24 protein-coding genes are annotated in these 26,592 nt (G+C 64.3%); 9 read left to right on the forward strand and 15 right to left on the reverse strand.

Annotated elements, in window-relative coordinates:
- Positions 1-32: 32 nt before the first annotated feature.
- Complete coding sequence (locus tag ACIQLI_RS12460; RefSeq protein WP_400388712.1) at positions 33-2,753, reverse strand: GMC oxidoreductase; 2,721 nt, start codon at positions 2,751-2,753, stop codon at positions 33-35.
- A gap of 193 nt (positions 2,754-2,946) precedes the next feature.
- On the opposite strand from ACIQLI_RS12460, the gene ACIQLI_RS12465 reads away from it, so the two are divergent.
- A complete protein-coding gene (locus tag ACIQLI_RS12465) occupies positions 2,947-3,543 on the forward strand; it encodes a dihydrofolate reductase family protein (protein WP_400388715.1) in 597 nt (198 codons plus the stop codon).
- Between the two features lie 24 nt (positions 3,544-3,567).
- On the opposite strand, the gene ACIQLI_RS12470 is transcribed toward ACIQLI_RS12465, so the two are convergent.
- Complete coding sequence (locus tag ACIQLI_RS12470; RefSeq protein WP_400388718.1) at positions 3,568-3,999, reverse strand: hypothetical protein; 432 nt, start codon at positions 3,997-3,999, stop codon at positions 3,568-3,570.
- A gap of 264 nt (positions 4,000-4,263) precedes the next feature.
- Between ACIQLI_RS12470 and ACIQLI_RS12475 the strand changes: the two genes are divergently transcribed.
- Both ACIQLI_RS12475 and ACIQLI_RS12480 read left to right on the forward strand, forming a co-directional pair.
- Positions 4,264-4,695, forward strand: coding sequence for a LexA family protein (locus tag ACIQLI_RS12475; RefSeq protein ID WP_400388721.1), 432 nt, complete (start codon positions 4,264-4,266; stop codon positions 4,693-4,695).
- Positions 4,677-5,108: a hypothetical protein gene (locus ACIQLI_RS12480; protein ID WP_400388724.1), complete on the forward strand. Its 432-nt coding sequence runs from the start codon at positions 4,677-4,679 to the stop codon at positions 5,106-5,108. The genes ACIQLI_RS12475 and ACIQLI_RS12480 overlap by 19 nt, the downstream gene beginning before the upstream one ends.
- Here the strand turns inward: ACIQLI_RS12480 and ACIQLI_RS12485 are convergent.
- Entirely contained in the window at positions 5,100-6,131 is a 1,032-nt protein-coding gene (locus tag ACIQLI_RS12485; protein WP_400388726.1) for a LacI family DNA-binding transcriptional regulator, read from the reverse strand. The genes ACIQLI_RS12480 and ACIQLI_RS12485 overlap by 9 nt on opposite strands.
- A 137-nt stretch (positions 6,132-6,268) precedes the next feature.
- Here ACIQLI_RS12485 and ACIQLI_RS12490 point away from each other — a divergent pair, with 137 nt between their 5' ends.
- Entirely contained in the window at positions 6,269-7,714 is a 1,446-nt protein-coding gene (locus ACIQLI_RS12490) for a sugar porter family MFS transporter (RefSeq protein WP_400388728.1), read from the forward strand.
- Positions 7,715-7,777: 63 nt separating this feature from the next.
- Here the strand turns inward: ACIQLI_RS12490 and ACIQLI_RS12495 are convergent, their stop codons facing one another.
- The 6 genes from ACIQLI_RS12495 to ACIQLI_RS12520 form a co-directional block, all read right to left on the reverse strand.
- Positions 7,778-8,209 carry a low molecular weight phosphatase family protein gene (locus ACIQLI_RS12495; RefSeq protein WP_400388731.1) on the reverse strand — a complete coding sequence of 144 codons (432 nt, stop codon included), beginning with the start codon at positions 8,207-8,209 and terminating at the stop codon, positions 7,778-7,780.
- Positions 8,209-8,865 (reverse strand): arsenate reductase ArsC, encoded by a 657-nt coding sequence (locus tag ACIQLI_RS12500; RefSeq protein ID WP_400388734.1) that lies wholly within the window; start codon positions 8,863-8,865, stop codon positions 8,209-8,211. The genes ACIQLI_RS12495 and ACIQLI_RS12500 overlap by 1 nt, the downstream gene beginning before the upstream one ends.
- A gap of 33 nt (positions 8,866-8,898) precedes the next feature.
- A complete protein-coding gene (locus tag ACIQLI_RS12505; RefSeq protein ID WP_400388737.1) occupies positions 8,899-10,281 on the reverse strand; it encodes an FAD-dependent oxidoreductase in 1,383 nt (460 codons plus the stop codon).
- A gap of 42 nt (positions 10,282-10,323) precedes the next feature.
- On the reverse strand, positions 10,324-11,313 hold the full coding sequence (gene trxB, locus ACIQLI_RS12510) for a thioredoxin-disulfide reductase (protein WP_400388739.1): 990 nt from the start codon (positions 11,311-11,313) through the stop codon (positions 10,324-10,326).
- A gap of 31 nt (positions 11,314-11,344) precedes the next feature.
- A complete protein-coding gene (locus tag ACIQLI_RS12515) occupies positions 11,345-11,767 on the reverse strand; it encodes an arsenate reductase ArsC (protein ID WP_400388741.1) in 423 nt (140 codons plus the stop codon).
- A gap of 156 nt (positions 11,768-11,923) precedes the next feature.
- Complete coding sequence (locus ACIQLI_RS12520) at positions 11,924-12,598, reverse strand: helix-turn-helix domain-containing protein (protein WP_400388743.1); 675 nt, start codon at positions 12,596-12,598, stop codon at positions 11,924-11,926.
- Between the two features lie 45 nt (positions 12,599-12,643).
- Here ACIQLI_RS12520 and ACIQLI_RS12525 point away from each other — a divergent pair, with 45 nt between their 5' ends.
- The 4 genes from ACIQLI_RS12525 to ACIQLI_RS12540 all read left to right on the forward strand — a co-directional run bounded on the left by ACIQLI_RS12525 (position 12,644) and on the right by ACIQLI_RS12540 (position 15,736).
- Positions 12,644-13,384, forward strand: a complete 741-nt coding sequence (locus ACIQLI_RS12525) for an MIP/aquaporin family protein (RefSeq protein WP_400388746.1) — start codon at positions 12,644-12,646, stop codon at positions 13,382-13,384.
- Positions 13,385-13,435: 51 nt separating this feature from the next.
- Complete coding sequence (locus tag ACIQLI_RS12530; protein WP_354229881.1) at positions 13,436-13,783, forward strand: metalloregulator ArsR/SmtB family transcription factor; 348 nt, start codon at positions 13,436-13,438, stop codon at positions 13,781-13,783.
- On the forward strand, positions 13,780-14,292 hold the full coding sequence (locus tag ACIQLI_RS12535; RefSeq protein WP_400388748.1) for a GNAT family N-acetyltransferase: 513 nt from the start codon (positions 13,780-13,782) through the stop codon (positions 14,290-14,292). Before ACIQLI_RS12530 ends, ACIQLI_RS12535 begins: the two co-directional genes overlap by 4 nt.
- Positions 14,293-14,437: 145 nt before the next feature.
- The gene (locus ACIQLI_RS12540; RefSeq protein ID WP_400388751.1) at positions 14,438-15,736 is read left to right on the forward strand and encodes a Y-family DNA polymerase; all 1,299 of its coding nucleotides are present in this window, start codon (positions 14,438-14,440) and stop codon (positions 15,734-15,736) included.
- 34 nt (positions 15,737-15,770) lie between these two features.
- On the opposite strand, the gene ACIQLI_RS12545 is transcribed toward ACIQLI_RS12540, so the two are convergent.
- Genes ACIQLI_RS12545 through nirB form a run of 3 tightly spaced genes read right to left on the reverse strand, consistent with a single transcriptional unit; the run spans position 15,771 to position 20,615 of the window.
- Positions 15,771-16,928, reverse strand: a complete 1,158-nt coding sequence (locus ACIQLI_RS12545) for a uroporphyrinogen-III synthase (RefSeq protein ID WP_400388754.1) — start codon at positions 16,926-16,928, stop codon at positions 15,771-15,773.
- 12 nt (positions 16,929-16,940) lie between these two features.
- Positions 16,941-17,975 carry a uroporphyrinogen-III C-methyltransferase gene (gene cobA / locus ACIQLI_RS12550; RefSeq protein ID WP_400388756.1) on the reverse strand — a complete coding sequence of 345 codons (1,035 nt, stop codon included), beginning with the start codon at positions 17,973-17,975 and terminating at the stop codon, positions 16,941-16,943.
- A gap of 9 nt (positions 17,976-17,984) precedes the next feature.
- The gene (gene nirB / locus ACIQLI_RS12555) at positions 17,985-20,615 is read right to left on the reverse strand and encodes a nitrite reductase large subunit NirB (protein ID WP_400388759.1); all 2,631 of its coding nucleotides are present in this window, start codon (positions 20,613-20,615) and stop codon (positions 17,985-17,987) included.
- Positions 20,616-20,898: 283 nt separating this feature from the next.
- Here nirB and nirD point away from each other — a divergent pair, with 283 nt between their 5' ends.
- Positions 20,899-21,261, forward strand: coding sequence for a nitrite reductase small subunit NirD (gene nirD / locus ACIQLI_RS12560; protein WP_354229869.1), 363 nt, complete (start codon positions 20,899-20,901; stop codon positions 21,259-21,261).
- Positions 21,262-21,285: 24 nt separating this feature from the next.
- Here the strand turns inward: nirD and ACIQLI_RS12565 are convergent, their stop codons facing one another.
- The 3 genes from ACIQLI_RS12565 to ACIQLI_RS12575 form a co-directional block, all read right to left on the reverse strand.
- On the reverse strand, positions 21,286-23,031 hold the full coding sequence (locus ACIQLI_RS12565; protein ID WP_400388762.1) for a phospho-sugar mutase: 1,746 nt from the start codon (positions 23,029-23,031) through the stop codon (positions 21,286-21,288).
- A 102-nt stretch (positions 23,032-23,133) separates the two neighbouring features.
- Complete coding sequence (locus ACIQLI_RS12570) at positions 23,134-24,759, reverse strand: glycoside hydrolase family 32 protein (protein WP_400388765.1); 1,626 nt, start codon at positions 24,757-24,759, stop codon at positions 23,134-23,136.
- A 90-nt stretch (positions 24,760-24,849) separates the two neighbouring features.
- Entirely contained in the window at positions 24,850-26,448 is a 1,599-nt protein-coding gene (locus tag ACIQLI_RS12575) for a glycoside hydrolase family 68 protein (RefSeq protein WP_354229863.1), read from the reverse strand.
- Positions 26,449-26,592: the final 144 nt, after the last annotated feature.

Genomic DNA, 26,592 nt, shown 5'->3' on the forward strand with positions numbered 1-26,592 from the left:
TACGGCGTGGTGTTTGGCGAGCTCCCGGCTTTTCATTGCTTCGACGTGAACGGGAACGGGACGCGTCTGAGGCCCCGCCCGTAAACCTGCCAGAGTTCGCCGGCGAACAGCTTCCCGAAGGTCACCAAGCCTGCGGCCGGCGCCGGTCCTTCGGCCCGGAACGTGGTGAGTTGCCTGGCGAAGTCGAGAGGCCGGATGTAGAGGATGCCGGCGCCAACGACGCCGGCCGGGGCAGTGCCGCTTGCAGCAGGGCGTTCGGCGTCCGGCCGCGCAACGTCCGGCGTCCCTGCGTCGGGGGGCACATGGCCACGGAGGATGGTGGCGTACAGGGTGGTGGTGTCCGCCCAGAGGTCTAAACCTGCCTCGTTATGGATCAGTTTGTGCCCGGTGAACGTAAACGGCGTGCCGCCCGGGTCCCGCAGCCACAACCGGTAGAGCATGCGCCTGGCTGGTGCGCCGTCGTCGGACGCATCCTGGACAAACAGATTGAACCAACCCCGCTCTACCGGCATCCGGCCACCAAAGTAGTCCGCCAGCACGTAACCCACCGCTTTGGCCGGGTGGTTCGGATCGGTCGCGAAAGCTTCCATGTCCTCGGCGGTAATGGTCAGCTCGAACATAATCTTCCGGCTGCGGTCCCGCCCCAGGCTCCGCCCCTTTTCCGGATCGGTGGTGCCGGGACTGAACCAACCGTGCATCTGCTCGGTGAAGCGCACGGAGGTGGTCTCCTGATCAGGAGCGTCCGGAGCGCCAGGCCTGCCGAGTCCACGGCTGCGCACCTGAGGCACCTCAGACACTGCGCTCGCAGGCTGTTCCTCTGGTGCGGCTTTGCCCTTGGTAGCGTCCGGCGCCAACGCGCGCGGAGCGGATGCACCGACGTCGACGACGGCGCCCGCTGCCTCCCGCTCAGCGGCCACCTTTTCGCTGGGCCCGCCGGAGTCCTCCGCATCGTCCGGACGGATGCCCCGGTGACGCGCCTTGTCCGCGTTCCCGAGGATGTGGGCGCAGGTACGCTCTGCGAACGCCGCGATGGTCAATGATGGATTGGCGCCCACCGGACCGGGCATCGCGGCTCCATCAACGACGAATAATCCCGGGTAGCCGAACACCTCGCCATACGAATCGCAGACTGCTTCCCCCGGATGACGGCCTGAGGGGGCTCCTCCAATGGGGTGAACCGTTATGACGCGCTTGGCCCACCACAGGGGGTTGTCAATGAAGTCTCCGTCCAGGTCCCTGGAAATCGACTCCATGGTTTCGCGGACGCGGCCGAAGTACTCCTTGGATGTTGCCATGGTCCAGGCGATGGCCAGCCTCCCGTCGCGAAGGGTCATGACACCGTCGGGAATGTCCCTGCCCATCCCCAGCAGAGGCACCGAACTGGAGGACAATCGGCCGTCGCCCAATGCTGCGGCGAGGTCGGCGGATACGTTGGAGCGGCCGGCGTCGAACAGCCTGTCCTTGAGCAGTTGCCCCGCCACTTTGACCGTCCGCTTCATGGTGGTGCGCAGCTGGGCTGTTTCCATGAGCCAGTTCATGAAGGCCGGATACCCGGCATCCTCCACGTAGTAGCCGCGACCATCGCCGTCGTCGTCGTTCGAATCCGGGACCCTAATGGCTGTGGTGATCACGGGGCCGCGGCTGCCGGTCAACGTGCGGACACCCGGGCGTGAGCCGTTGGCCGAGGGAGTCTTGGCGCCCATGATGAATGTTAAAAGGTCGCCGTTGCCGCTGAAACGGGTGCCCAGGGCGTCGCTGAGCGCAGGGAGGGACGCACGGTTGCGGAGCAGGAGGAAGTTGGTGCCGAACGTGCCGGCACCCAGGATGAGCCGGCGGCAATGGATGATGCGCTCTGTGAGAAGTTCGCCTTGGCGATCAGGATGATGCACCACATACCGGACTTCATAGCCCCCGCCCTGCGTTCCAGAGTCCAAGGGCCGGATACCGCGGACATCGTGGAACGTTCTGACATCGGCACCCTTGAAGGCGGCTGCTGAGAGGTAATTGTGGTCCAGCGTGTTCTTGGCGCCGGCATTGCACCCGATGTCGCATTCACCGCTGAGCGTGCAGGTGGTCCGCACAGTGGCGGGACCATGGATGCTGCCGTAGCCGGGCAGCGGCAAGGCGTGATTGGTCCGCGGCTCCGTGCCAGGCGCTGCCGAGAACGTGACCGCAATGGGAGGCCTGGTGATGGACAGTCCCAGATTCGCCGCGGTCGTCTCCATGGCCAGGGTCTTCGCGGTGTCCTTGTAGGGGTACGGGACAGGCTGCAGCATGGCTTCGGCGGCATCGTAGTAAGGATCAAGGTCAGCCCGGGTGAACGGCCAGTTCTCGTAACCACCGCCGGGGATGGGGGACTCGTTGACGAACCACTTTTCGTCCTTGCGCAGAAGGACATTGGCATAGATGAGTGAGCCGCCGCCCAACCCGCTGGACACCAGTCCCTCCGTGCCGCGGAACGTCCAGGCATCAAAGAGCCCGTACAAGCCGCGGTCCGGATCCCAGAAGTTCCGGCCCATCTCCGACGGCGAGCGCGCGAAGCTGCCCGGCGGGTACGGTTTGCCGCGTTCCATGAGCACCACGGACTGTCCGGCTTCGGCCAGTCGAAGCGCCGCAACGGAACCTCCAAAGCCGGAGCCCACCACCACTGCGTCGACTTTCTCGATGCCACTGCCACTGCCACTGTGGCGTGGCGGATCAGAAGCGGGCTCAGACCCCGCATCCCCGCTGTTCCCGGTCCCCAGACGACCCATGGCCGTTCCTCTCAGAGGAGAGCTGACTACATAGCTGCAGCTGACGGCGCCGGGTGTGGCCGGGCGATGCCTCCGCGGACTATGGGGCTTATGTTCCCACCGGGCAGGGGATCTGTAAATGAGGTGGAGTATTTGGGTTTAAGGTGCGCTAAACGATGCGGGTGGACCGGGCGTGCAGTGGCAGGATGGGCGCATGAGCCGAGTCACCTGTGATCTGACTGTTTCCCTTGACGGATATGTTGCCGGACCCAACCAGTCCCTGGACGAACCGCTGGGGGAGCGCGGCGAGAGCCTGCACCGCTGGCAGTTCGAGCAGAGGGAGGCCAGCGCCGCTGAGATCGCGGGCATCCTCGAAGCTGGTGCCTACATTATGGGCCGGAACATGTTCGCCGGGCCTGGACCGGGTCCATGGGATCAGGGATGGCGCGGCTGGTGGGGTGAGGAACCGCCGTATCATGCACCTGTTTTTGTCCTGACCCATCACCAGCGCGAGCCGCTGGCGATGGAAGGTGGCACCACTTTTCATTTCGTCACTGACGGCATCGAATCGGCCCTGGCCCAGGCCCGGGAAGCCGCCGGGGACAGGGATGTGGCCATTGCCGGGGGAGCACAAACCGCCCGTCAGTATCTGTCCGCCGGCCTCATGGACGAATTGCGGCTTCATATCTCGCCCGTGATCCTGGGTGGTGGCGAACGGCTGCTCGACGGCGTGGGGGACGTGACGCTTGAACCGATCGAAGCGCGCGGGACCGGACTCGTCACCCACGTGCGGTATCGGGTGCAGCGCTGATCCGGACCTGGCGCCGTCGCAGCATCAGGGCTGGCGGGTGACCCTGCGCGTCTCACGGAACTCCGCGGGTACCGTGATGGCGCCCTTCGGCACGGAGACGGTAATGCCCTGCTTCGTCACGCTCGTGACGTTCTGACCCCACTGCTTCGCATATTCGACGATGGGTCGCGCCGCAGCCCTGTTGCGGACGATGGCGACGATCACGGTCGTGAGGAAACCGAGGGTCAGCAGCCCAGGCACCAGGATGGCGACCAGCGGGCTGATGAGGCCGTTCACGAACAGGGCCGGACCGAGGAACCACAGCGCGACCGTGGAGAACATCAACGCGAGAACCAATTTCCCGGAGCGTGCGTGGACGGCTTGCGCGCGTGCCAGTTCATCCGGGTAGCGTTCCTTGATGATGCGTGTGACATCGGCGCTGAGCGCATCAGCGACGTCCTTGCTCCGGGCGGTCATGGCTCTCCAATGTGCGATGCGCAGGGCGGCTGAGGACAATACCGCGGTAGTGAACCCTGCAGCCGAAGACGGTGGTTTGTTGAGTTCCTGCCAAGCAGCCTTTCGCTTGACCTTCCCTAAAGTACCTGTCTTCGCCAAGGCGCGTGAACGGCGGATACCTCCATTCCGCCGGCCTGCGCCTCAGCAGACTTCGTGGAGTGACCACAATGTCCGTCATCCGCTGTACACTCGAGTATCGAACATATATTCGAATAAAGGTGTGTTGTGGGCGTGATAGTCGGCCCCCGCGTGATAGATGCGGGCTTTTCCCTGATGTCAGTTTTGCTGGCACCTCTCCCGGTGGCGGCCGGGTATCCGTCGCCGGCGCAGGACTATTTTGATGGCCGGATCGATCTCAACGAGCACCTCATCAAGGACGTCACCAGCACTTTTGTGGTCAGGGTGACGGGGCAGTCCATGGAAGGGGCCGGGATCAGTGATGGTGATGAGCTGATCGTCAACCGTGCGCTCGAGCCTAAGGATGGGTCCGTCGTCGTGGCTGTCCTCGATGGTGAACTGACCATCAAGAGGCTCCGCCTGACGCCTTCGGGAGTGATCCTCCAAGCAGACAATCCCAAGTATCCGGACATCCGCGTCCCGGCACTGTCCGAACTCACTATCTGGGGAGTTGCCACCACGTGCCTGCACCACATCTGAGTCCGGCCCATCAGCAAGGGCCCATTCCCAGCGGGCTTTGGGAGCGGATGGGCGCTGAGTTCGGCCTGCCAAGCCTGGAGAAGGTCCGGAGCCGGCTCGCGCAGATCCATGAGGATCCGGACCCTGTGATGCAACAACTGGTGCGGGTGTTTTCCGCAGAAGGCACGTACTGTCCGGGCTTCCAGTTCCGGGAAGACCTGTCCCTGCACCCCGTGGTGATGGGGTTGTTTGTCCGGGCCATGGCCCTGGGCATTCCACATAACTACTTTGCTGCGTGGATGGTCACCGGATGCGCGGCGCTGCGCGGGGGCAGGCCGGTGGACCTGTTGGACCGGCTGGCGCCTTCGGTTCTCAGCTCTGCCCTGGAGCGCTCTTTCGAGGATGGCCCACGAGGTGGGCGCCGTTCAGGGTGATGGGTGCCAGGACCCTTCGCGGGGTGGAGCGGTGGAGTTGCGGACAACGAGTTCAGGCAGAAGGCGTTCATCCGCGATGGGCGCTTCGGGGTCCATCAGCCGGTTAAGTGCCGCGACTCCGGCCCTTCGGCCCAGCTCGACGGCGTGAAGGTCAATCGAGGTCAGGTCGATGCCGTGCAGCCTGGACGTCCTTGAATTGTCATAGCCCACCAGTGACAGGTCCGCGGGGACCGAGAGTCCTCCGGCGTAGGCGGCCTCGCGGGCGCCCAGGGCGAGCTGGTCATTGTGGGTGAAGATCGCCGTAGGCCGGTCTGCCATGCCCAGCAGCCTGGCGGCAGCGCGCTCGCCCGAGTCCTGTGTAAAGTCCTCGGCTGCCAGCGTCAGTGGCTTCAGCCCGGCGTCGCGCATTGTTTTTGCGTAGCTCTCGCGCCGGACGGTGTGGCCGTCATAAGCGGGGCCGGCCAGGTGCGCGATCCTCGTGTGGCCCAGTCGGATGAGGTGCTCAGTGGCGGCCCGGGCGCCGGCAGCGTCGTCTGAGTGGACGCTGTCCACTCCCTCGATGCGGCGCGTTACGCTGACCAGCGGCACGAGCTTGGCCAACTCTTGGGCGCGTTCGTCAGAATCCAGGAGGGTGGCGGCGATGATGATGCCCACCCGGGCCTCCATTAGAGACTCCAGGGCCCCTTGGTCCTCGCCGTCAACGGACCGCGAGACACTCAGGATGAGCCGGTTGCGGTCCTGGTGCAGTGCCGTGCGAACGCCGCTAAGGATGTCTGCGTACACCTCGTTGCGTATGTCCATCAGATAGAGGCCGACGGCGGACCGGTGCTTTCGTGCGAGGTCGGCAGCTACTGCGTTGGGCCGGTAGCCGAGGCGCTTTGCGGCGTCGAAGATGGCTTGCTTGGTTTCATCGCTGACCCCCGGTGCGCCGCGGAAGGCGAAGGACACAAGGGTTCGGGACACGCCTACCTCGCGGGCGACATCACTTTGGGTGGCGGGGCGGGGCCGGTGGTCAAGAGCCATGGTCCCCATCCTCCCATGGGGTCAAAAATCAAATCCAGGTCATTTGTCAGTTTGACCTTACATTTAAATCTTTCGCGCGTTAGTCTTGAGCTGAAGGGGGTGGATATGACCCGCACCACACTGACGAAGGAGTCCTGATGTCTGCTATGCAAACGCAGCGGGGAGGCGCCAACGGCGTTTCGCTTCCACCGCTGACCAACGGCCCGCACAGAAAGCGCCTGGGCCTCGTTGCCCTCGTGGCGACGTTTGGCGGCCTCCTGTTCGGGTACGACACCGGTGTCATCAATGGTGCACTGCGGCCCATGACGGTGGACCTCGCCCTCACGCCCCTGACCGAGGGAATCGTTACCAGCTCACTGTTGTTCGGAGCTGCCGCCGGAGCCATGGGTGGGGGTCGATTGTCTGATGGTTGGGGCCGCCGCAAGACCATTATCCTGCTGGCAGTCCTGTTCTTTGCTGGAACGGTTGCCTGCGTTTTCGCGCCAAGCTTCGAGGTTATGGTGGTAGGCCGCGTCATCCTGGGCCTGGCGGTTGGCGGCGCGTCCACAGTGGTTCCGGTCTTCCTTGCCGAGCTTGCACCTTACGAAATCCGTGGCTCCTTGGCCGGGCGCAATGAGCTCATGATCGTCATCGGCCAGCTTGCGGCCTTCGTTGTCAACGCCATCATCGGCAATGTCTGGGGAGAGTTCGGGGGAGTATGGCGGATCATGCTCGCAGTTGCGGCCCTGCCCGCCATTGCCCTGTTCTTCGGAATGCTGAAGATGCCCGAGTCGCCGCGTTGGCTCATCTCCAAGGGCCGCACGCAGGAAGCGCTTGTCGTACTCAAGACGATTCGCTCCGAAGACCGGGCCGAGGCCGAAATGGCCGACGTGAAGCACTTGGCTGATGAGGAAAGGGCCTCGAAGGCCACCTCATGGGGAGCGCTCAAGGACAGATGGATCCTGCGCATTATCCTGGTGGGCATCGGCTTAGGTGTGGCCCAGCAGCTGACCGGCATCAACTCCATCATGTACTACGGCCAGTCGGTCCTTGTTGAGGCGGGATTCGACTCCAATGGGGCCCTCATCGCAAACATCGCACCCGGCGTCATTGCCGTGGTGGGTGGAATTATTGCCCTGACGCTCATGCAGCGCGTCAACCGCCGCACCACGCTGCTTCTCGGCTTTACCCTGACCACCGTGTGCCATTTCCTCATCGGCATCGCGTCCATCGTCTTGCCTGTCGGGAACGCCGCCCGCCCGTTCGTCATCCTGTTCCTGGTGGTCGCGTTTGTCGGCTCCATGCAAACCTTCCTCAACATCGCCGTCTGGGTGATGCTGTCCGAGATCTTCCCGCTGCATGTCCGCGGCTTCGCCATCGGCCTCTCCGTCTTCTGCCTCTGGATCGCCAACGCACTACTGGGACTGTTCTTCCCAACCCTCGTGGCGGGCGTCGGGATCACCGGAACGTTCTTCCTCTTTGGTGGCGTAGGCATCCTGGCCCTCATCTTCATCTACACGCAGGTTCCGGAAACCCGCGGACGCACGCTGGAAGCCTTGGAAGAGGACGTCACCACAGGCGCCATCTACCTGGTTCACAAGTAGGAAGCGTCGGGAATCTCCTGGCTTTGCGCCTTTCTTCATGCGCCGGGAGGTAGTCCTGACGGGCTAGTTTGGAGTGAGTCCGCTGTAAGTGAGTTCGCTGTAGAGGGCTTGGACGCGGGTTTTGATGTCGTCGCGGACCAGACGCATGCGTTCCATGCCTTCGATGCCGCGTTCGGAGGGTTCGTCGGTTTCCCAGATTTCGAAGCGTTTGCCGGCCGGTGGGTCGAGTTTGGCTTCGGTTCCGAGGACGATGATGGAGTCCACGGTGTTGAGGACTTCGTCGGTGACGGGTTTGGGGTACTCGCCGGTGACGTCGATGCCCAGTTCGGCCAGGGATTCCACGGACTGGGTGTTCAACGCCGCACCGGGTTTGGTGCCGGCTGAGTAGACAGTGACATCGTCCCCGGCGAGGTCGCGCATGAGGCCTGCGGCGAGCTGGGATTTGCCGCCGTTCTTGCTGCAGACGAACAGGACTGCGGGGTGTTCGGAAATCATTAGAATGCGGCTTCTTTCGTGAGTGAGGTGACCAGGTTCTTCACGCGGTCGTGGATTTCATCGCGGATTTCACGGACTGTGTCGAGGGGCTGCCCGGCCGGGTCGGTGAGTTCCCAGTCTTCGTAGCGTTTACCGGGGTAGATCGGGCAGGAGTCGCCGCAGCCCATGGTGATGACCACGTCGGAGGCGCGGACGACGTCGTCAGTGAGGGGTTTGGGGTATTCCTTGCCTAGGTCCAAGCCCATCTCGTTCATGACTGTCACGACGTTGGCGTCGAGTTCTGCTGCGGGCAGGGACCCCGCGGAGCGGACGCGGATTTTGCCTTTGGCTTCGACGGTGAGCAGGGCCGCGGCCATTTGGGAGCGGCCTGCGTTCTGGACGCAGACGAACAACACTTCCGGGACTTCGGAGGCCACGGAGCCTTTGGACTTGGCCAGGGCGTGGAGCCTGTCGTTGGCGAAGTGTTCGGTGGTCGCGGGCAGGTAGGCGCTGACTTTCGCTGTGCGGGCCAGGGCCGTGTAGGACTCGAAGACGTAGCGTTCGACGGTTTCTGCGGCGAAGATCCCTGCGTAACGTCCGCCGAGCCGGTCACTGATGCGGTGGAGTACTTCGGTGTTGTCCTGCAGGCCGAGCATGGTTTCCTGGTGGTCGGTCATGACAGTGCTCCCATGGTTGGATTGGTGACTGGCTTATTGCTTGGTGGTAACGGAGCGGCCGTGTGCGAGCCCGGTCGGGAAGCCGACGAATGCCGGTTCCGGCGCGGCGCAGCACCCCGACTCCGGCTCCTGCGTCGTGGCTGCACCCGGGACGTCGCAGCTGGTGCCGGCGTCCGCGGAGCAGACCCCGGTTTCGGGCAGTTCAAGGTGGACAGTGTCCGCCGATGCCTGGTCACCGGCGAGGGCTGCGGCGACGGAACGGACCTGCTCGTAGCCGGTAGCGAGCAGGAAGGTCGGGGCCCGGCCGTAGGACTTCATTCCGACGATGTAGAAGTCCTTTTCGGGGTGGGCCAGAACCTTCGCGCCATGCGCAGGGACGGTGCCGCAGGAGTGGAATTCCGGGTCAATCAGCGGGCCCAGTTCGGTGGGCGCTTCAACGGCGGGGTCCAGGTTCAGGCGCAGTTCGTGCAGGATCTCCAGGTCCGGGCGGAAGCCGGTGCAGGGGACGATGACGTCAGCGTCGATGGTGCGTCCATCGACGGCTTCGACGCTCAGGTGCGAGTCGAGGTTTTTCAGGGCTGCGATGCCGAACCCGGTGTGCAGTTCGATGGTGCCGGCTTCGACCAGGCGGCGCAGCCGGGAGCCGAGCTGGCCGCGCGCAGGCAGCCCATCAGCGTCCCCGCCGCCGTAAACCTTCTCGGCTGAGTTGCCGCGGACGGCCCAGAGGATGCGGGTGTCGGGCTCGTCTTTGGCGAGGTCGGCGAGGTTGATCAGGGTGTTCGCGGCCGAGTGACCGGCGCCGACGATGAGCGCGCGGCGGCCGGCGAAGGCGGCGCGGTCGCGGCCAATAACGTCGGGCAGGGGCGAGGAAATCCTGTCAGCTGCGCTGGTCTCGCCAATGGCGGGCAGGCCGGAAGTGCCCAGCGGGTTGCGGGTGGACCAGGTGCCGGAGGCGTCTATGACGGCGGCCACGGTGTGGTCCCGTGTTTCTCCGCCGTCGTGCTCGACGCGGACGACGAAGGGGGTGGTGTCGCGGTCCCGGACGTGGGTTTTGTCCATGCCCTGCCGGGTCACGGCGATGACACGGGCGCCGGTCTGGAGCCGGGAGGCGATCTGCGCAGTGGCGGCCAATGGGGTGAGGTAGTTGTCGATGAGTTCCCCGCCGTAGGGCAAGGCGGTGGGGCGGGGGGATTCCCAGCCGGTGGGTTCGAGCAGGCGGACGGCTGCGTCGTCGAGGTTGAACCGCCAGGGGGAGAACAGCCGGATGTGGCGCCATTGTTCGATCGCGGCGCCGGCAGTGGGGCCGGCTTCGAAAATGACCGGTTCCAGTCCGCGTTCGAGCAGGTGCGCCGCGGTGGCCAGTCCTACCGGGCCTGCGCCGATCACTGCGATGGGAAGGTTCTTCGCTGAATCCATGCTGTCCTCTTGTTTCATCCGTTGGTGTGGCGTGTCGAGTGGTTAGGCGTGGGTTGGTTCTTCGACCAGGGCCGTGGCGATGCTGTCAGCATCATTCAGGGCGGCAAGGAAGCGTTCCGCGTCCAGCGCGGCTGCGCAGCCGGTTCCTGCGGCGGTGATGGCTTGGCGGTAGCGGTGGTCCACGGCATCACCGCAGGCGAAGACGCCGGAGAGGTTGGTGACCGTGGTGGGTGAGTCGACCTTGATGTAGCCCTCGTCGTCCAGGTCGATTTGTCCGGCAACCAGCTCGGTGCGGGGCAGGTGGCCGATGGCCACGAAGATCCCAGTGGCGTCCTGTTCACGGGTTTCACCGGTGCGGGTGTCGGTGAGGGTCACGCCGGTGACTTTTGTGTCGCCGTGGATCGTGGTGATGGCGGAGTTCCAGGCAAAGGTGATCTTGGGGTTGTCCTTGGCGCGCTGGGCCATGATCCGCGAGGCGCGAAGTTCATCCTTGCGCACCACGACGGTGACGGTCCTGGCGAAGCGGGTCAGGAAGGTCGCTTCCTCCATGGCGGAGTCCCCGCCACCGACGACGATGATGTCCTGTTCGCGGAAGAAGAAGCCGTCACAGGTGGCGCACCAGGAGACGCCGTGCCCGCTGAGTTTCTTCTCTTCCGGAAGCCCGAGCTCCTTATACGCAGAACCGGTGGCCAGGATGACAGCCGGGGCCTCGTGAGTCTCGCCGCCTCCAGTGACCACACGCTTGAGGTGACCCTTCAGATCAACGTCAGTGACGTCGTCGAACACTATCCGGGCGCCGAACTTTTCCGCCTGTTCCTGGAGCCCATCCATGAGCTCAGGGCCCTGGATGCCACCTGGGAACCCGGGGAAATTCTCAACCTCGGTGGTGTTCATCAGCGCACCGCCGGCGGTGACCGATCCGGCCAGGACCAGCGGGTTCAGGCCGGCGCGGGCGGCGTAGATGGCCGCGGTGTATCCGGCGGGGCCGGAGCCAATGATGATCAGTTGTTCGGTCTGGACGGCGGTGCTCACGAGAGATCCTCCTGGTACTCGGAAATGTGGGTTACTTGGCAGCCGGGACGAGGGAGGCGATCAGGCCCTCGATGCGGGTCTTGATTTCATCGCGGATCGGGCGGACGGCGTCCACGCCTTGGCCGGCGGGGTCCTCGAGGACCCAGTCTTCGTAGCGTTTGCCGGGGAAGTATGGGCATTCGTCGCCGCAGCCCATGGTGATCACGACGTCGGATTCCTTGACGGCCTCGGTGGTGAGGACCTTCGGGATCTCTGCCGACATGTCGATGCCCAGTTCGGCCATGGCTTCGACGGCGGCCGGGTTGACCTTGTCTGCGGGTTGGGAGCCGGCGGAGCGGACTTCAATCTCGCCCTTGCCAAGGGTGGTCAGGAACGCGGCGGCCATCTGGGAACGTCCGGCGTTGTGGACGCAGACGAACAGGACGGAGGGCTTCTTGGTTGTTTCGGTGCTCACGGGTTTCTCTCCTGGAATCGCGTTGAGTGATCGGTGGTGGGTTTGAAGCGGTGCGCCCGAGGGGGAAGCTCTCCGTATCAACATTGATGATGATCGATATAGCGAGTATCGGGCGATGGATTGATGAATGTCAATATTGCAGCTGTTGCCAGGTGGTTAGGCGGCGGTGATGCGGGGCGCGAGGTCGTTGATGCGGCGGGTGATGTCATCGAAGGCGTGGTCGAAGGCGGCCGCCGTGTCCAAACGAAGGGGATCCGGCACGGACCAATGGATCCCACCGAGCCCGGTCAGTTCTTCGTGGGCGTTGTCGCAGACGGTCACTACCAGGTCGGCCTCCTCCGCAACCTCTTCCATGGTGCGCGGTGCGATGTCGGGCAGGTCCAGCCCATGGCGCCGGGCGGCCTCGATGGCTCCGCGGGCGATGCGGTTTGCCGGGTGCGTTCCGGCCGAGGCTGCGGGGATGTCGCTGGCCTGCCGCCAGAGGGCGGTGGCCAGCTGGGAGCGGGCACTGTTGCGGGTGCAGACGAACAGGACGCGGCTTGCTGTATGCGCCGCCCCGGGAATGAGGCCACCCAGGGCGCCTGAGGCGAGGCGAAGATAGCTGCGGCGCTTGTCGGCCTCGGAGCGGTGGCGGGTTGCCAGGCCGGCTTCCTCCAGCGTGCGGAGGTGGTGGGAGAGCAAGTTGCCGGCCATGCCCAGTTCGGCCTGCAGTTCCGATGGTGAGAAGTCGCCCAGAGTCAGCAGATCCATGATGCGCAAGCGCGCCGGATCGGCAAGGGCTGCGTGCCTGGCTACCCGTGCCTGTAATGTGTCGGCTGCTTCAATATTCATTGATTCAATTTTGACTGAGTTAATTCTTTGGGTCAAGCTGTTGGCATGACTTCTCTCCAGCCGCCACTGTGGCGCCGTGCCATCGCGGAGTTCCTCGGAACCGCACTGCTCGTTGCCATCGTCGTTGGTTCCGGAATCGCCGCAGCCCAGCTTTCGCCCAATGATGTTGGTCTCCAGTTGCTGCAGAACAGCACGGCCACAGTGCTTGGGTTGACGGTATTGATCCTGGTGTTCGGACCGGTCAGTGGCGCGCACTTCAACCCCGTGGTGTCCCTGGCCGACTGGTTCCTTGGGCGGCGCAGCGGATCCGGCTTGTCATTGCCTGACCTCGGCCCCTACATCCTGGCCCAAGCTGCCGGCGGCATCGGTGGCAGTGTGCTCGCGAACGCGATGTTCGAGGTCGGCACCTCCATCTCCACCAAGGAGCGGGCGACGGCTGGGCATCTGCTGGCCGAGGTGGTCGCGACCGCCGGCCTCGTCCTGCTGATCTTCTCCCTTGCTGCCACCAAGCGCGGCGCTTTGGCCGCCCCGGCTGTGGGTGCCTACATCGGCGCGGCGTACTGGTTTACGTCCTCGACGTCGTTCGCGAACCCGGCCGTAACCATCGGTCGTATCTTCAGCGACACCTTCGCCGGCATTGCGCCGGGTTCCGTCCCACCATTCCTTGCCGTCCAGCTCCTCGGTGCTGCTGTTGGCGTTGGAATTCTGCTCGTGCTCTTCCCGCATGCTGGCCGGGCGGCCGACGACGTCGTCATCCCTCACTCCGCCGAAGGGGCCAGGCAGTAGCCTCACTGGGCTAAACATTGATGGGTGTCAATGTTGCGGCATAATAGGTAGATGACCTCGCTGCCCCTGCTCGAACCGGACACGCAGACCACCTGCTGCCCGCCAGCTGCACCTGCCCTCGGCGCGGAGGAGGCGCAGCGCCGGGCCGTGGTGTTCAAAGCGCTCGCAGACCCCAATCGGCTGCGACTGCTCTCCATCGTCAAAGCCGCCGACGGCGGTGAGTCCTGCGTCTGCGACCTCACTGAACCGCTGGATCTGGGCCAACCCACCGTCTCCCACCATCTGAAGATCCTGGTCGAGGCGGGCCTGCTGCACCGCGAAAAGCGCGGCACCTGGGCGTACTACTCGCTCGTCCCCGGAGCCCTGGACGACGTTGCCGGGATCCTCGCTGCCCTATGAACCAGGGTTTTGATATCCGGCCCATGCAGCCGGCTGATTGGCCCGCTGTGCAGCGGATCTTCCAGGAAGGCATCGAGACAGGGCACGCGACCTTTGAAGAGAAGGCCCCTGATTGGGAATCCTTCAACACCTCCCGGCTGCAGGCGCACCGCCTCGTCGCCGAAACCGCCGCGCAGGGCGTTCTGGGGTGGGCCGCCGTCTCCGCCGTCTCGTCCCGGCCCGCCTACGCTGGCGTGGTCGAACACTCCATGTACGTTGCCGCCGAAGCCCGCGGCCTCGGTCTGGGCAAGGCCATTTTGCAGGCACTCATCGACTCCACCGAACAAGGTGGAGTGTGGACCATCCAATCCAGCATCTTCCCGGAAAATCACTCCAGCCTCCGGGTCCACAAAGCCGCCGGTTTCCGGATTATCGGCAACAGGAGCCGCATCGCCCGCATGACCTACGGTCCCGCCGCCGGCCAATGGCGGGACACACTCCTGCTCGAACGTCGCTCACCCGCAACGTAACCATCTGATTGATACCGCTCTCCGGTTGACGCCAGCTTGTCAGTGCCTGGCAGTACAGTAAAGGTATTCGAATATATGTTCGAATGCGCGGCGTGTCCTGCTTCGAAACAGCAGCGCGGGTGCTAAGGCCGAACGGAGGTGAGCGATGTCCAAGCCAGCACTCATGCATCAGATGCAGGAGATCGCCCACGTGGATATCAACTGCTTCTATGCGTCGGCGGAGCGTGCGTTCAACCCCTCGTTGGAGGGCAAGCCGTTGATTGTGCTGTCCAACAACGACGGCTGCGCAGTGACCAGGTCTCCGGAAGCCAAGAAGCTGGGGATCGGGCTGGGGGAGCCGTGGTTCAAGCTTGCTCCACGGGCCAAGGAATGGGGACTCATCGCCCTCTCAAGCAACTACGAACTCTATGGGGACATCAGTTCCCGTGTCATGGAACTCCTGGCCCGCTACTCGGCGTGGCAGGAAGTTTACTCCATTGATGAGGCGTTCCTCGGAGTGAAAGGTCAACCGGAAGGCCTGCTGGAACTGGGACGAACCATCAAAGCTGCGTGCCAACGGCACGTGGGGGTTCCGGTCTGCGTGGGCATCGCCAGAACCAAGACCCTCGCCAAGCTGGCCAACAAATGGGCCAAACACAATCCGGACTTCAAGGGAGTGTGCCGCTGGGATTCGATCCCCGAAGCCCACCGCGAAGCACTGATGGCACGGCTCTCGGTGATTGAGATCTGGGGTGTTGCCACCAGGCTGACCAAACGCCTGAATACCATGGGGATCTTCTCCATCCTGGACCTGGTCCGGGCTGACCCCGTGGCTTTGCGGGACAAGTTCTCCATCGTCATGATGCGCACGGTGCTGGAACTGCAGGGCACCCCCTGCATCCCGATGGAGGAGGAAAGGATCGGGAGGGATCAGTTGATCTTCTCCCGCTCCTTTTCCACACCGATTACGACGGCGGCGCAGCTGCGGCAGGTGCTGAGCGTCTACGGCCAGATGGCGAGTGCCAGGCTGGCCAAACACGACCTCCAAGCGAAGCTGTTGACGGCCTTTGCTGCCACCTCGGTCTACAACCCCAACGACAAGTCGTTTCCCACCGTTAACGTCAAACTGCCCATGCCCACCTCGGACCCTGTGCTGCTGACCAGGGCCGCGCATGCGTTGGTTCCAAGGATCCAGGAAGGCGTGAGATACGCCAAGGCCGGGATCATGGTTACCGACCTCCGCCCCAGCGGCAACCAGAAACCGTTGGAGACCTTCGAGAACCGGCACGAAGAGCGTGGCATCGGCCCCCTGCTGGAGCAAGTGAGCAAGCGGTACGGCCGCGGCTCCATCGGTTTGGGGCACGCTGGAATCAAGGGAGGACCGGACTGGTCCATGAAACGGGACATGCTCAGCCCCCGCTACACCACCAACTGGGACGAACTGCCCTTGGTGAAGGCGGCCTGACGTGGGAGGAAACCACCTCGTGGAGGCAGGGAACCTACGCCCGCAGCCGGTAACCGCGCTTCACTACGGTCTCCACGAGCTTGCCATCCGGCAGGGAGGAACGCAGGCGGCTGACCGTCATGTCCAGGGCATGCACGGATCCGCGCAGGTCCAACAGGTCCGAGAGCGCTTCCCGGGACAGCACTGCTCCGCCCGCTCCGAGCAGTGCCCGCAGGAGCAGCAGGGGAGCCGGTGCCAGGTCAACCACCTCACCGTTGATCCGCAGGCAGCGCCCCCGCAGTTCGATAGTGGCGCTCTTGGTCTCCAACCGGCGTACATGGTTGAGGGACAAGTGTTCGGTCACCAACCGGATCAGGGCGCCCATGCGGTAACGGTCCGGAATCAGTGGCGTCAGCCCGGCGTCGACCAGTGGCTGTGCGGTGACCGGCCCCACAGCGGCAACAGTGACGGGCCCCTTGAGGGCTTCGATAAGCTGGCGGTAGAGGCCCATTTCGTGGGCTGTGCTCCACATGGCGTCTACGGCTGGAGCGCTGGTGAACGTCAGTACGTCCAGGTTGCCGCCCACCACTGCCTCGATCAGGCGCGGCAGCTTGTCTTCACCGTCTGGCTTCACCCAACGGTACGGGGTCACCGTCAGGACCGTGGCGCCGGACATACGGAGCCGTTCCAGCTGGCGGACATCGGTATACCCATGCAGTTGCACGGCCACGGTTTTGCCACGCACTCCTTCGGCCAGCAGCATATCCACCAGCGTGGCGGTGGTTTCGTCACTGCTGATTCCGACGTCGGCAAGACCGGCAGCGCGCACGGCACCGCGGGCCTTGGGGCCACGGACGAACATGCGGCAGGCGGACAGGGCTTCCAGGAGTTGCTCGCCGATGCCGAAGGAGTCGGCAGCCTCGCACCAGCGGCGCATGCCGTAGGCGGTGGTGGCGATGCAGATGTCCGGCTTGGCAGCAATGATGGTGCGGGTGTCCTCGATGAGGACCATGTCTTCCTGCACAGGGGCGATCTTCAGGGCGGGGGCGTGCAACACGCTCGCACCGCGGCGCTCCAGCGCCTCAATGAGGTCGCGGGAGCGGCGGTGCGAGGTGACGCCGATCCGGAATCCGTCCAGCGGCGCATCGACCGCTTCGGAAACTTCCGGAGCGGCAGTGGCGTCGTGGACTTCGATGGCGCGTGCAACAGTCATGTGTTTTTACCTTCAGGCTTCAAGGAGCGAAGCCGCGAGGCGGCTCAGTTCAGCGGATGCTTCTGCGTGATTGCGGTTGGCTTCAGCCACCCGGACCACCTCGCCGATGACCAGCACGGCCGGGTTGCTGCAGCCTGTGGCAGCTGTTTCGATCGTACCCAGATCAGCGATGGTGGTGCGCTGCCCCGGGCGGTAGCCGCGCTCCACCACGGCCATGGGCATGTCCGCATTCATGCCTGCCCGGCGCAGCCCTGCTGCAAGCTGGGGAAGGGTACCGATGCCCATGAGGACCACAATCGTGCCGCCAAGGCCGGCAAGGTGGGTGTGTTCCTTCTCGGTCAAGGGGGCATGGCCGGACACTACGGTGAACATGTGGCTGACTTCGCGGTGCGTGACCGGGATCCCGGCCGCGGCTGGGACGGAGATGGCGCTGGTGACACCGGAAATCACCTGTACCGGGACGCCGGCCGCAACACAGGCGGCCACTTCCTCGCCGCCGCGGCCGAAGACGTACGGATCGCCGCCCTTGAGCCGGACCACGTTCTTGCCCAGCAGCGCAGCTTCCACCATGAGCTTCTCGATGTCACGCTGCGTCACCTTGTGCAGGCCCGGCTGCTTACCAACATCCACCAGTTCGGCCGAGGTCAGCTCGGCCAGCTCCTGGTACGGTGCCAGACGGTCGTAAAGCACCACATCGGCATCGCGCAGGGCGTCCACGGCGCCAACGGTGAGCAGGTCCAGGGCTCCCGGACCTCCGCCCACCAAGGTCACCTGGCCGTCCGCGCCGGGTGCGGGCTCAAACGCGACAGGGATACCGGCGTCGCGGCATCGTTCCACCAGCGGCAGCCAACCGGCCTTGCCGTCGTCCACTACCGCCACCAGGAACGGGCGCTCCGGAAGTTGACCGTCGCCCGGTACACCTTCCGGGGTGCTCAGCCGGTACACGTTGGCACCGGCCCTCTGATAGCGGCGGACGGCCTGGCGGGCAGATTTTTCCGATCCCGTGACAAGGACGTCACGGCCGGTGAGATCAATGGTGAGCTGCATGGTGAACCCCTAATTTCCTGCGCCGACGGTTTCGCTGCGGACCGGGATGGTGGAAGCGATGAGTACGCCGCCCTTTTCCTCGTTCGTAGCCGGACGGATCTGGCCCCGCTCCGGAACGAAGGAGATGGACTCGTCCTTCTGGTCGGGGGCGTTGACGAAGGAACGGAAACGGCGGAGGCGCTCCGGGTCCTTCAAGGTCTCGGCCCACTCGTCCTCGTAAGTGTCGATGTGCTTGGCCATGGCGGCTTCAAGCTCTTCGGCGATGCCCAGGGAGTCCTTGACCACTACTTCCTCGACGTGCTTGATGCCGCCGTCGAGCTCTTCCTGCCAGCGTGCGGTGCGCTGGAGGCGGTCAGCGGTGCGGATGTAGTACATGAGGTAGCGGTCGATGTACTTGAGCAGGGTTTCGTCGTCCAGGTCCTTGGCCAGCAGCTGGGCGTGGGCCGGAGTGGCCCCACCGTTGCCACCGACATACAGGTTCCAGCCATCGGCCGTGGCAATGACGCCCACGTCCTTGCCGCGGGCTTCGGCACACTCGCGGGCGCAACCCGAAACACCCATTTTCAGCTTGTGCGGGCTGCGGAGGCCGCGGTAGCGAAGCTCCAAGGCGATGGCCATGGCCACGGAATCCTGGACACCGAAGCGGCACCATGTGGATCCAACGCAGGACTTCACTGTGCGGAGGCTCTTGCCGTAGGCCTGGCCGGACTCGAAACCGGCGTCCACCAGTTCCTTCCAGATGTCCGGGAGCTGCTCCAGGCGGGCACCGAACATATCAATGCGCTGGCCGCCGGTGATCTTGGTGTACAGGTTGTACTTCCCGGCAACTGCGGCGATGACGCCCAGGCCCTTGGGGGTGATCTCACCACCGGCGATGCGGGGGACCACAGAGTACGTACCGTCCTTCTGCATGTTCGCCAAGGCGCGGTCATTGGTGTCCTGAAGGGAGCCGCGGCCGGCATCCAGGACGTAGGCCGAGTGCTGGCTGGCCAGGATGGAGGCGATGGTCGGCTTGCAGATATCGCAGCCCGCACCGGTGCCGTACTTGGCCATGATCTCTTCAAAGGAGGTGAGTTCCAGGACCCGGATTGCATCGAACAGCTCCTGGCGGGAGAGACTGATGTGCTCGCACAGGGCCTTGGAGACCTCGATGCCGGACTTCGTCAGTTCGCCCTCGAGGAGCTTCTTCAGCATGGGGACACAAGAACCACACTGCGTGCCGGCGCGGGTGCAGCCCTTCAGCTCGCCGAGTTCCTGGACGGGAGCGTTGCCTTCGCAGGCTCCACATCCGTTGATGGTGTCGCGGATGGTCCCGGCCGCAACGTTGTTGCAGGAGCACAGGATGGCGTCATCCGGCAGTTCGGTCTCGGGAGCTTCGCCGCCACCGGCGGCGCTCAAGTATGCACCGGGCTCGGCCGCGAGTTCGCGACCCAGCAGCGGGCGGAGGCTCATGTAGGGGGAAGCGTCGCCCACGAAGATACCGCCCAAGAGGGTCTTGGCATCGTCTGTGGTGACAATCTTCTGATAGACGCCGCGTGCGGGGTCGGCATAGACGATTTCCAGCGAGTGCTCGGTCCGGGCGAACGCGTCACCAAAGCTCGCAACGTCCACCCCGGACAACTTGAGCTTGGTGGCAGTATCAAAGCCGGGGAACGTCGCTTCGCCACCATGCAGGCGGTCCGCAACGATCTCGGCCATGGTGTTGGCGGGTGCTACCAAGCCAAGGCACATGCCTTCAAAGTTGGCCACCTCGCCGATGGCCCAGATGCCGTCCACTTCAGTGGCGCAGAAGTCGTTGATGACCACGCCGCCGCGCTGGCCAAGGCTGAAGAGCTGTTCCTCGCCTTCTGCGGCGCGGAAGAGATCATCACGGGGCTTGACGCCGATGGCAACAATCACGAGGTCGGCATCAATGGTGCGGCCATCAGCCATGAGGACACCGGTGACGTTGCCGTCGTCGTCCGTCACTACCTCCGACGGGAAGACGCCACCGTGGACTTCGAAGCCCTTTGCCTCAATCAGGCGACCCAGCGACTGCCCGGCTCCCTCGTCCAACTGTGTATTCATGAGCCAGGGCGCGCCGTTGATGACGATCGGAGTGGCGCCCAACTGCTCTGTACCGGCAGCGGACTCAAGTCCCAGCAGGCCACCACCAATGGTGACGGCGTTGACCTTGCGGCCCAGCTTTTCGCGCAGCCCGGCAATGGCCTTGTTAATTGCCCACACGTCTTCGAGCGTGCGGTAAACATGGGTGTGTTCAGCCCCGGGAATCGGGAGACGGGCAGCGTCCGAGCCCGAAGCTACGACCAGGTGGTCGTATTCGTACTTGTTTCCCGCCGCGGTGAGGACGCTCTTGGCCGCGGGGTCAATCTTGACGGCGCGCTCGCCGGTCTTGAGGGTCAATGCCTCGTGGTCCCACATGGACGCTTCCCCCAAGGTGAGGTCAACGTCGGTTTCCGTGAGGGCTTTGCTCAACGCTACGCGGTCGTAGGGGAGGTGCGCCTCTTCGGTCAGCACCGTAACCTGCCAACCTTCAAGACCGCGATTGACCATGGCGTCAGCGAAACGGTGGGCAGCGGGACCGCCGCCGACGACGACGACGCGGCGCGGGTTCTCTGTACTTGAAGTGTGTCCGGTCACTGGTGGGCCTTTCGCAGATGTTGCAGACGGATCTGTCGCAACTTGTGGTTCCAGCCTAGGGACGGGCAGTTTCGCTTCAGTTTCCCTTTTGTTTCGTGATCTTAACTTCTGCATCACAAGCGCATTTCGTGGGGTGTGAGGTCTCTTTTACGCGTTGGACACAAACCCGGACCCCTGATGAAACACCTGGGTCCTAGCGTGGAAGAGTGGCCGCAAGCGTGGCCCGGTCCGGGAGAGTGACGGTGGGAAAAGCCACCACCCGGAGACAGTGAGAGGGGCTGAAATGACCGTAATTCTGGATCGTGCCGAGGACCTGACCACCACCGGCGAGTGGCACGTCGTGTGCCCGGTGGATGAGCTCGAAGTGGCCTGGGGCGAAGCGGCATTGATCGCCGGCCGCCAGGTTGCCCTGTTCCGCACCACGCCCACCGAAGTATTCGCTGTGGCACAGCAGGACCCGGCGACACTGGCCAACGTCATGGCCCGCGGCATCATTGGATCCCGCGGAAGCCGGCCGACCATCGCATCGCCGCTGCACAAAGAGGTCTACGACCTCGAAACCGGGGAGTGCTTCACCAACCCCGACCTGACGCTCGATGTGTTCGCCACCCGTTTGGTCGACGGCTTTGTCGAGGTTGAACTCTAAGCCAAGCCGCTGTGGAACCGCTTCCTAGAGGCCCAATGCTTCGCGGACATCCCTGAGGACATCGTCCAGGGATGTCCGTGCTGCTTGGCGTGCAGCGGGCAGTTCCGCTGCGGAGTCCACGGCCTGTATGACTTCGAGGTAGCACTTGAGTTTGGGTTCCGTGCCGCTTGGCCGGATGATGACCCGGCTTTGGTCCCGAGTGAGGTACAAGAGCCCGTCCGTGGGCGGCAAGGCTTCGCTTCCTTCGGCGAGGTCAGTGAAGACTTCGACGGCGGAGCCACCGAACGCTTCCGGCGGGTTGACCCGCAGGCGGTTCATCATGGCATCCAGGAGTCCCAGGTCGGCGACCCGGATGCTCAGCTGGTCGCTGGCGTGCAGTCCGTGGACCAGATAGAGGTCATCAAGGGTGTCGAAGATCGTCTTGCCCTCGGCCTTGGCAGCGGCGGCACATTCCGCGATAAGGACTGCAGCTGAAATGCCGTCCTTATCGCGCACCAGGTCCGGTGCCACACAATAACCCAGCGCTTCCTCATATCCGTACGTGAGGCCGGGAACCCGTGAAATCCATTTGAAGCCCGTCAGCGTTTCCTCGTGGGCGTAGCCTGCTGCCGCGGCGATCCGCGACAGCAACCGCGAGGAAACGATCGAGTTGGCGAAGACGCCGGCTCGGGGTTCCTCGCCTTCACTGACTGCCATGCGGGCCACAATGTGGGCACCCAGCAGCGCACCCACTTCATCGCCCCGGAGCATCCGCCAGGATCCCGTCGAGGGGTCCAAAGCGGCGACCGCTGCCCGGTCGGCGTCGGGGTCGTTGGCCAAAACGATGTCCGCGCCCGCGTCTGCGGCGGCCGCGAGGGCCAGGTCCAGCGCGCCTGGCTCCTCAGGGTTGGGGAACGCGACTGTGGGGAAGTCCGGATCCGGCTCGGCTTGTTCGGCAACGAGGGAGACGTCCGTGAAACCCGCTGTCTTCAGGACGGAGACAGCTGTTTCGCCGCCCACACCGTGCATGGGTGTCAGCACGATCTTGAGGTCCCTGGCGGGGAAGTGTTTACGATCCGCCAGGCCGGCCATGGCGGATTCGTAGTCGGCGGCGATGGCCGTCGGCAGCACTGTCCAACCACTGTCTGCCAGTTCAATGGAACCCAGGGCGCCCACGGCTTGGATCCTGGCGGCGATCTCTGCGTCGTACGGCGCGACGATCTGCGATCCGCGCCCGCTCTCGGACACTGCGTGTCGTCCCAGGTAGACCTTGTAGCCGTTGTCCTGCGGCGGGTTGTGGCTGGCTGTCACCATCACGCCGCCGTCGCAATCCAAATTCCTGACAGCGTAGGCGAGCAACGGCGTCGGAAGTGCTGCCGGCATCAGGAACGTCTCGATACCTGCCGCAGTGAAGATCGCCGCAGTCTCTTCGGCGAAAATGTCCGAGTTGTAGCGGGCATCGAAGCCGACGACGGCCCGCGGCCGGGTTCCCGGCGCAGCGGCAGCCACCGTTTCGGTGAGGAAGGCCGCCAGGCCTGCCGCGGCCCTGCGGACAACCACGCGGTTCATGCGGTTCGGCCCCGGGCCGAGCGCTGCGCGGAGGCCTGCTGTACCGAATTGCAGGGTGCCGCTAAAGCTGTCGCCCAGTTCCTGGGCTGCCCCCGCATCACCGCCGCTGGCGAGGTCGGCCAGCTCCTCCAGGGCAGCGGACGTCGCCGGGTCCGGATCCTGGGAGGCCCACTCGCGGGCGTCGGTGAGCAGTTGTTCAAATGCGGCATCGCTGGATGTCATAGGGTCAAAACTATCCTCAATGAGCCGCGAAGGGGCAACGAGGAGTGAGATCCCACCCCTAAGAGCGGTTGTAAAGGGTGGGATCCCGCCCCTCAGCGGGCGCTAGAGCGTTCGGGAAGCGATGGCGAAGTCCGTGTCGCCCTCCGTGCTGAACGCTGACGATCCGGTGTTATCCCAGTCCGGGAAGAAGGTGTCTGAAATGACCGCCTCTCCAGAGCCGATGAAGACCTCCACCGAGGATGAGTCCAAGAGGATCGTGAGGCGGACGGCGCGATCGTTGCCGGAGGACTGCAGCTTAACCTCATGGAACGGGCTGAACTTCTCCGAGAAGTTGCTGGTCCCGGCCTGTGACCGATCCACCCTGACGGTGCGTGTTTCCGGGGCATAGGAGATACGGAGGCCGGCGTTGCCGTCGGAGGATCGGCGGAGGATCAGACCGGCCTCCTTGGCCGAAGCAAGGTCCATCTCCAGTTCAATCAGCTGCGACCGGGCTCCGAAGTCCGGACCCAGGTCCTGGAGTGAGGACCCGACGGTGAGGTTTTTGCTCTTGACTTCACCGGAGCGTTCCAGCGTTTCCTTTGCGGCGCCGGCGATGGCCGATCGCAACTCAAACCGCTTCCCGCCCCGAACCAGGGTGAGCTCACGGGGAACGGCCATGGAACCGCGCCACGGCGTGGTGGGCACATCCTGGGCGTAGTCCCAGTTGCCCATCCAGCCCAGGAGTACGGGCTTGTCCCCGGGTGCACCGGAGATGGAATTTGCTGCGTAGTAGTCCGCGCCGTGGTCCAGCCACTGCGATTCCTCAAGCGGTGCATCAGCGGCAGCCGCGTTTTCGGGAGTGAACCGGGTTCCGTCGAACTCACCCACGAAGTACTGCATCCCTGAGCCGCCTGCGATGCCCCCGGGATTGATGCTCAGGAGCATGACCCACTTCCTGGCCGTGGAGCCCTCCACGTCCATCTGCACAAGCTCCGGTACTTCCCAGAGCCCACCTTGGGCGCCGACTCCGGAGAAGTCACTCAGGAACTCCCAGCGGAGGAGGTCCGTGGACTTGAACATCTTCACTACCTGGGCGTCGGCCACCACAGTGGTCATCACCCAGTAGCGGCCGGGCTCGTACCACGTGACTTTGGGATCGCGGAAGTTGTTGTTGGTGGGGGCGAGGTTCAGGACAGGGTTGCCCTGATACTTCTGCCAGGTAACACCGCTGTCCAGGCTGTACGCGATCGATTGCGCCTGCGCGCCTTGGGGGAGGGCGCCGTTCTTGCCGTAGGCGCTGGTGTAGAGGGCCACCATGGGCGGGTTCTCCGCCGAGCCAAGGCCGGACGCGTTATTCGTATCCATCACGATGCAGCCCGAGAAGATCTCTTCTTCGGGGCTTGCCTCCATGGCTACGGGCTGCTGTTCCCAATGCACCAGGTCCTTGCTGGTGGAGTGGCCCCAGGACATGTTGCCCCACGAGTTTCCGTGCGGGTTGTACTGATAGAAGGCATGGTAGGTGCCGTCGTGGAAGACGAGGCCGTTGGGGTCGTTGAGCCAATTCTTGCCAGCCGTCAGGTGTGCGACAGGCCGCCATGGATCCGAAGGGGACGGACGGTGCCCGCTCGGGGTGGGGGCCGGCGTCGGGCTTTGGCTTTGCGTGCAGGAAGCGGCAGAGAAGGCGACCACGACGGCGGCACTTGCGGCCAGCAATTGGCGGCGGGACAGGTGGGGGCTGGGGTAAGTCATGGGGAGAATCCTGAGGGTTGGGGTGGCAAGGGTGCCGATTCTTCTGGAACCGGCACCCCTGCCGGGGCCCGAGGGCCGGGGTGTTGCGGCCTACTTGTAGAGGCCTTCGCCGCCAACGCGGACGTTGGTAGGCAGGTAGCCAAACGGGCCAAGGCCGTTCTTGCCGAAGCTGCGGTCAACCTGCGTCACGCCGGCCTTGAAGTTCATCTTCACGGTGGGGGACAGGGAACCGCCGCGGACGCCGTCCACGTTGTCGATGAAGGACTGGACGAGTCCGCCGGGCTGCACGTAGTGCGAGTACGCCTGGAACTGCCGGCCGTTCTGGCGCGGGTCCGGACCTTCCGGAGCGTTGGCCTGCATGTTCAGGTCCGTTGGGGAGCCAAGGGCCAGGCCGCTGTTGTTGACCGGCTGGTAGTCGGAGCGGACACCGTTGCCGACGAAACCATAGACGCCGTCGGGGCCGCGCATGCCGTCTGCGTACGTGAACTGGTGGCTGATGGTGAACAGGTAGTACTTGTTCTTGCCGTTCTCGTTCTGGATGAAGATCTGCGGACGCTCAGTCTGGTCGTTGACGCAGTTGGCGGACAGGATCGGCGGGAGGAAGCTCCACTTGGTCAGGTCCTTGTTGTCTGCGACTGCCAGGCCCACGTTCGCGGTCTGGTACCAAGCGCCGGTGCTGTTGACCTGGGCCAAAGTCTCGGCGTTGGGGTCGCCGGCGGCGTAGCCAAGGTCTTCCTGCTTGCACTTGTAGGAGCCGCGGGTGCCGCCGGTGTTTCCTTCGAAGACCATGAAGGTCTTGCCGGGGTGTGCCGGGTCGGCGAAGGTGTACGGGTCACGGAACGCGAAGCCGGGGTTCTGCGCCTTGTTCTGGTAGAGCTTTCCGTCCGGTTCCAGGAGCTTGGTGTGCTGGAAACCGTCGAAAGTCACGCCGTTCTGGTTGGCGTGGATGTTACCCAGGGCCTTGGCGATCGCGGCATCGGGAGCGATCCCGCCACCGCCTGCGTTCCGCTCGGCCACGTCGTAGAACGTGGTGGCCGTGTAGAAGACGTTGATCTTGTTGCCCTGCATGAGGCGCGTGGAACCGGACCACTCCGTGTTGCCGATGGAGGTGTTGTCCAGGAACAGGTGTCCGCCGTAGTTCCACTTGTCCTTGGCGGGATCGGCGTTGGTCTTACGGAAGAAGTAGCCGATTCTGGCGTTCCAGTGGCGCTGGTCGAAGCCGTAGCCCGCATGCCGGTCAGCGACCAAGGAGAAGATGACGTCCCAGCCCTTGTAGCTGATCTGGTTGGCATTCTCGTCGGTGAGGGACCAGGTGTCCCACACCCAGACGTCGTCGTTCATGGCCGGGAAGTCCTTGGGGATTTCCGGCATCGTGACGTTGGGGCTCATCGAGTTCTGGCCGGGCGCAACGTTGGGATTGCTCTGGGCCATGATCTGCTTGGCGTCGGCCCGCGTCCACTTGGACGTGAAGTCCGCCGCGGGATCGTACGCCTGCTGCGTGTGGTTGGTAGGCAACGGGAAACCCGGTGTGGGTGCCGGCATGGTGCTCGACGGCGGATCAGCCGGCAGGTTCGCCTGCGCTGCCGGCGTCACCAGCAGGATGCTGCCGGCCACGCTGGCAGCGACTGCGAGGGCTACTGCCTGTCGCAGCCGGCGGCGCGGCCGTTGAGGGGTTGAGTGCGTGTTCATGCTTACTCTTCTCGCGGAGTGTTGGACTTCGTGGAGTGGGGCGCATGCCCTGACCCCCGGTTGGGGGTTCTCTGCAACTGTGGCGTCCATCGATCCGCTGGAGGCGTCACCGAAGGACGCCATCGTTTCGAGGTGCGGCGGAGC

The sequence above is a fragment of the Paenarthrobacter sp. NPDC091669 genome (assembly GCF_044756725.1).
Taxonomy (GTDB): domain Bacteria; phylum Actinomycetota; class Actinomycetes; order Actinomycetales; family Micrococcaceae; genus Arthrobacter; species Arthrobacter bambusae_C.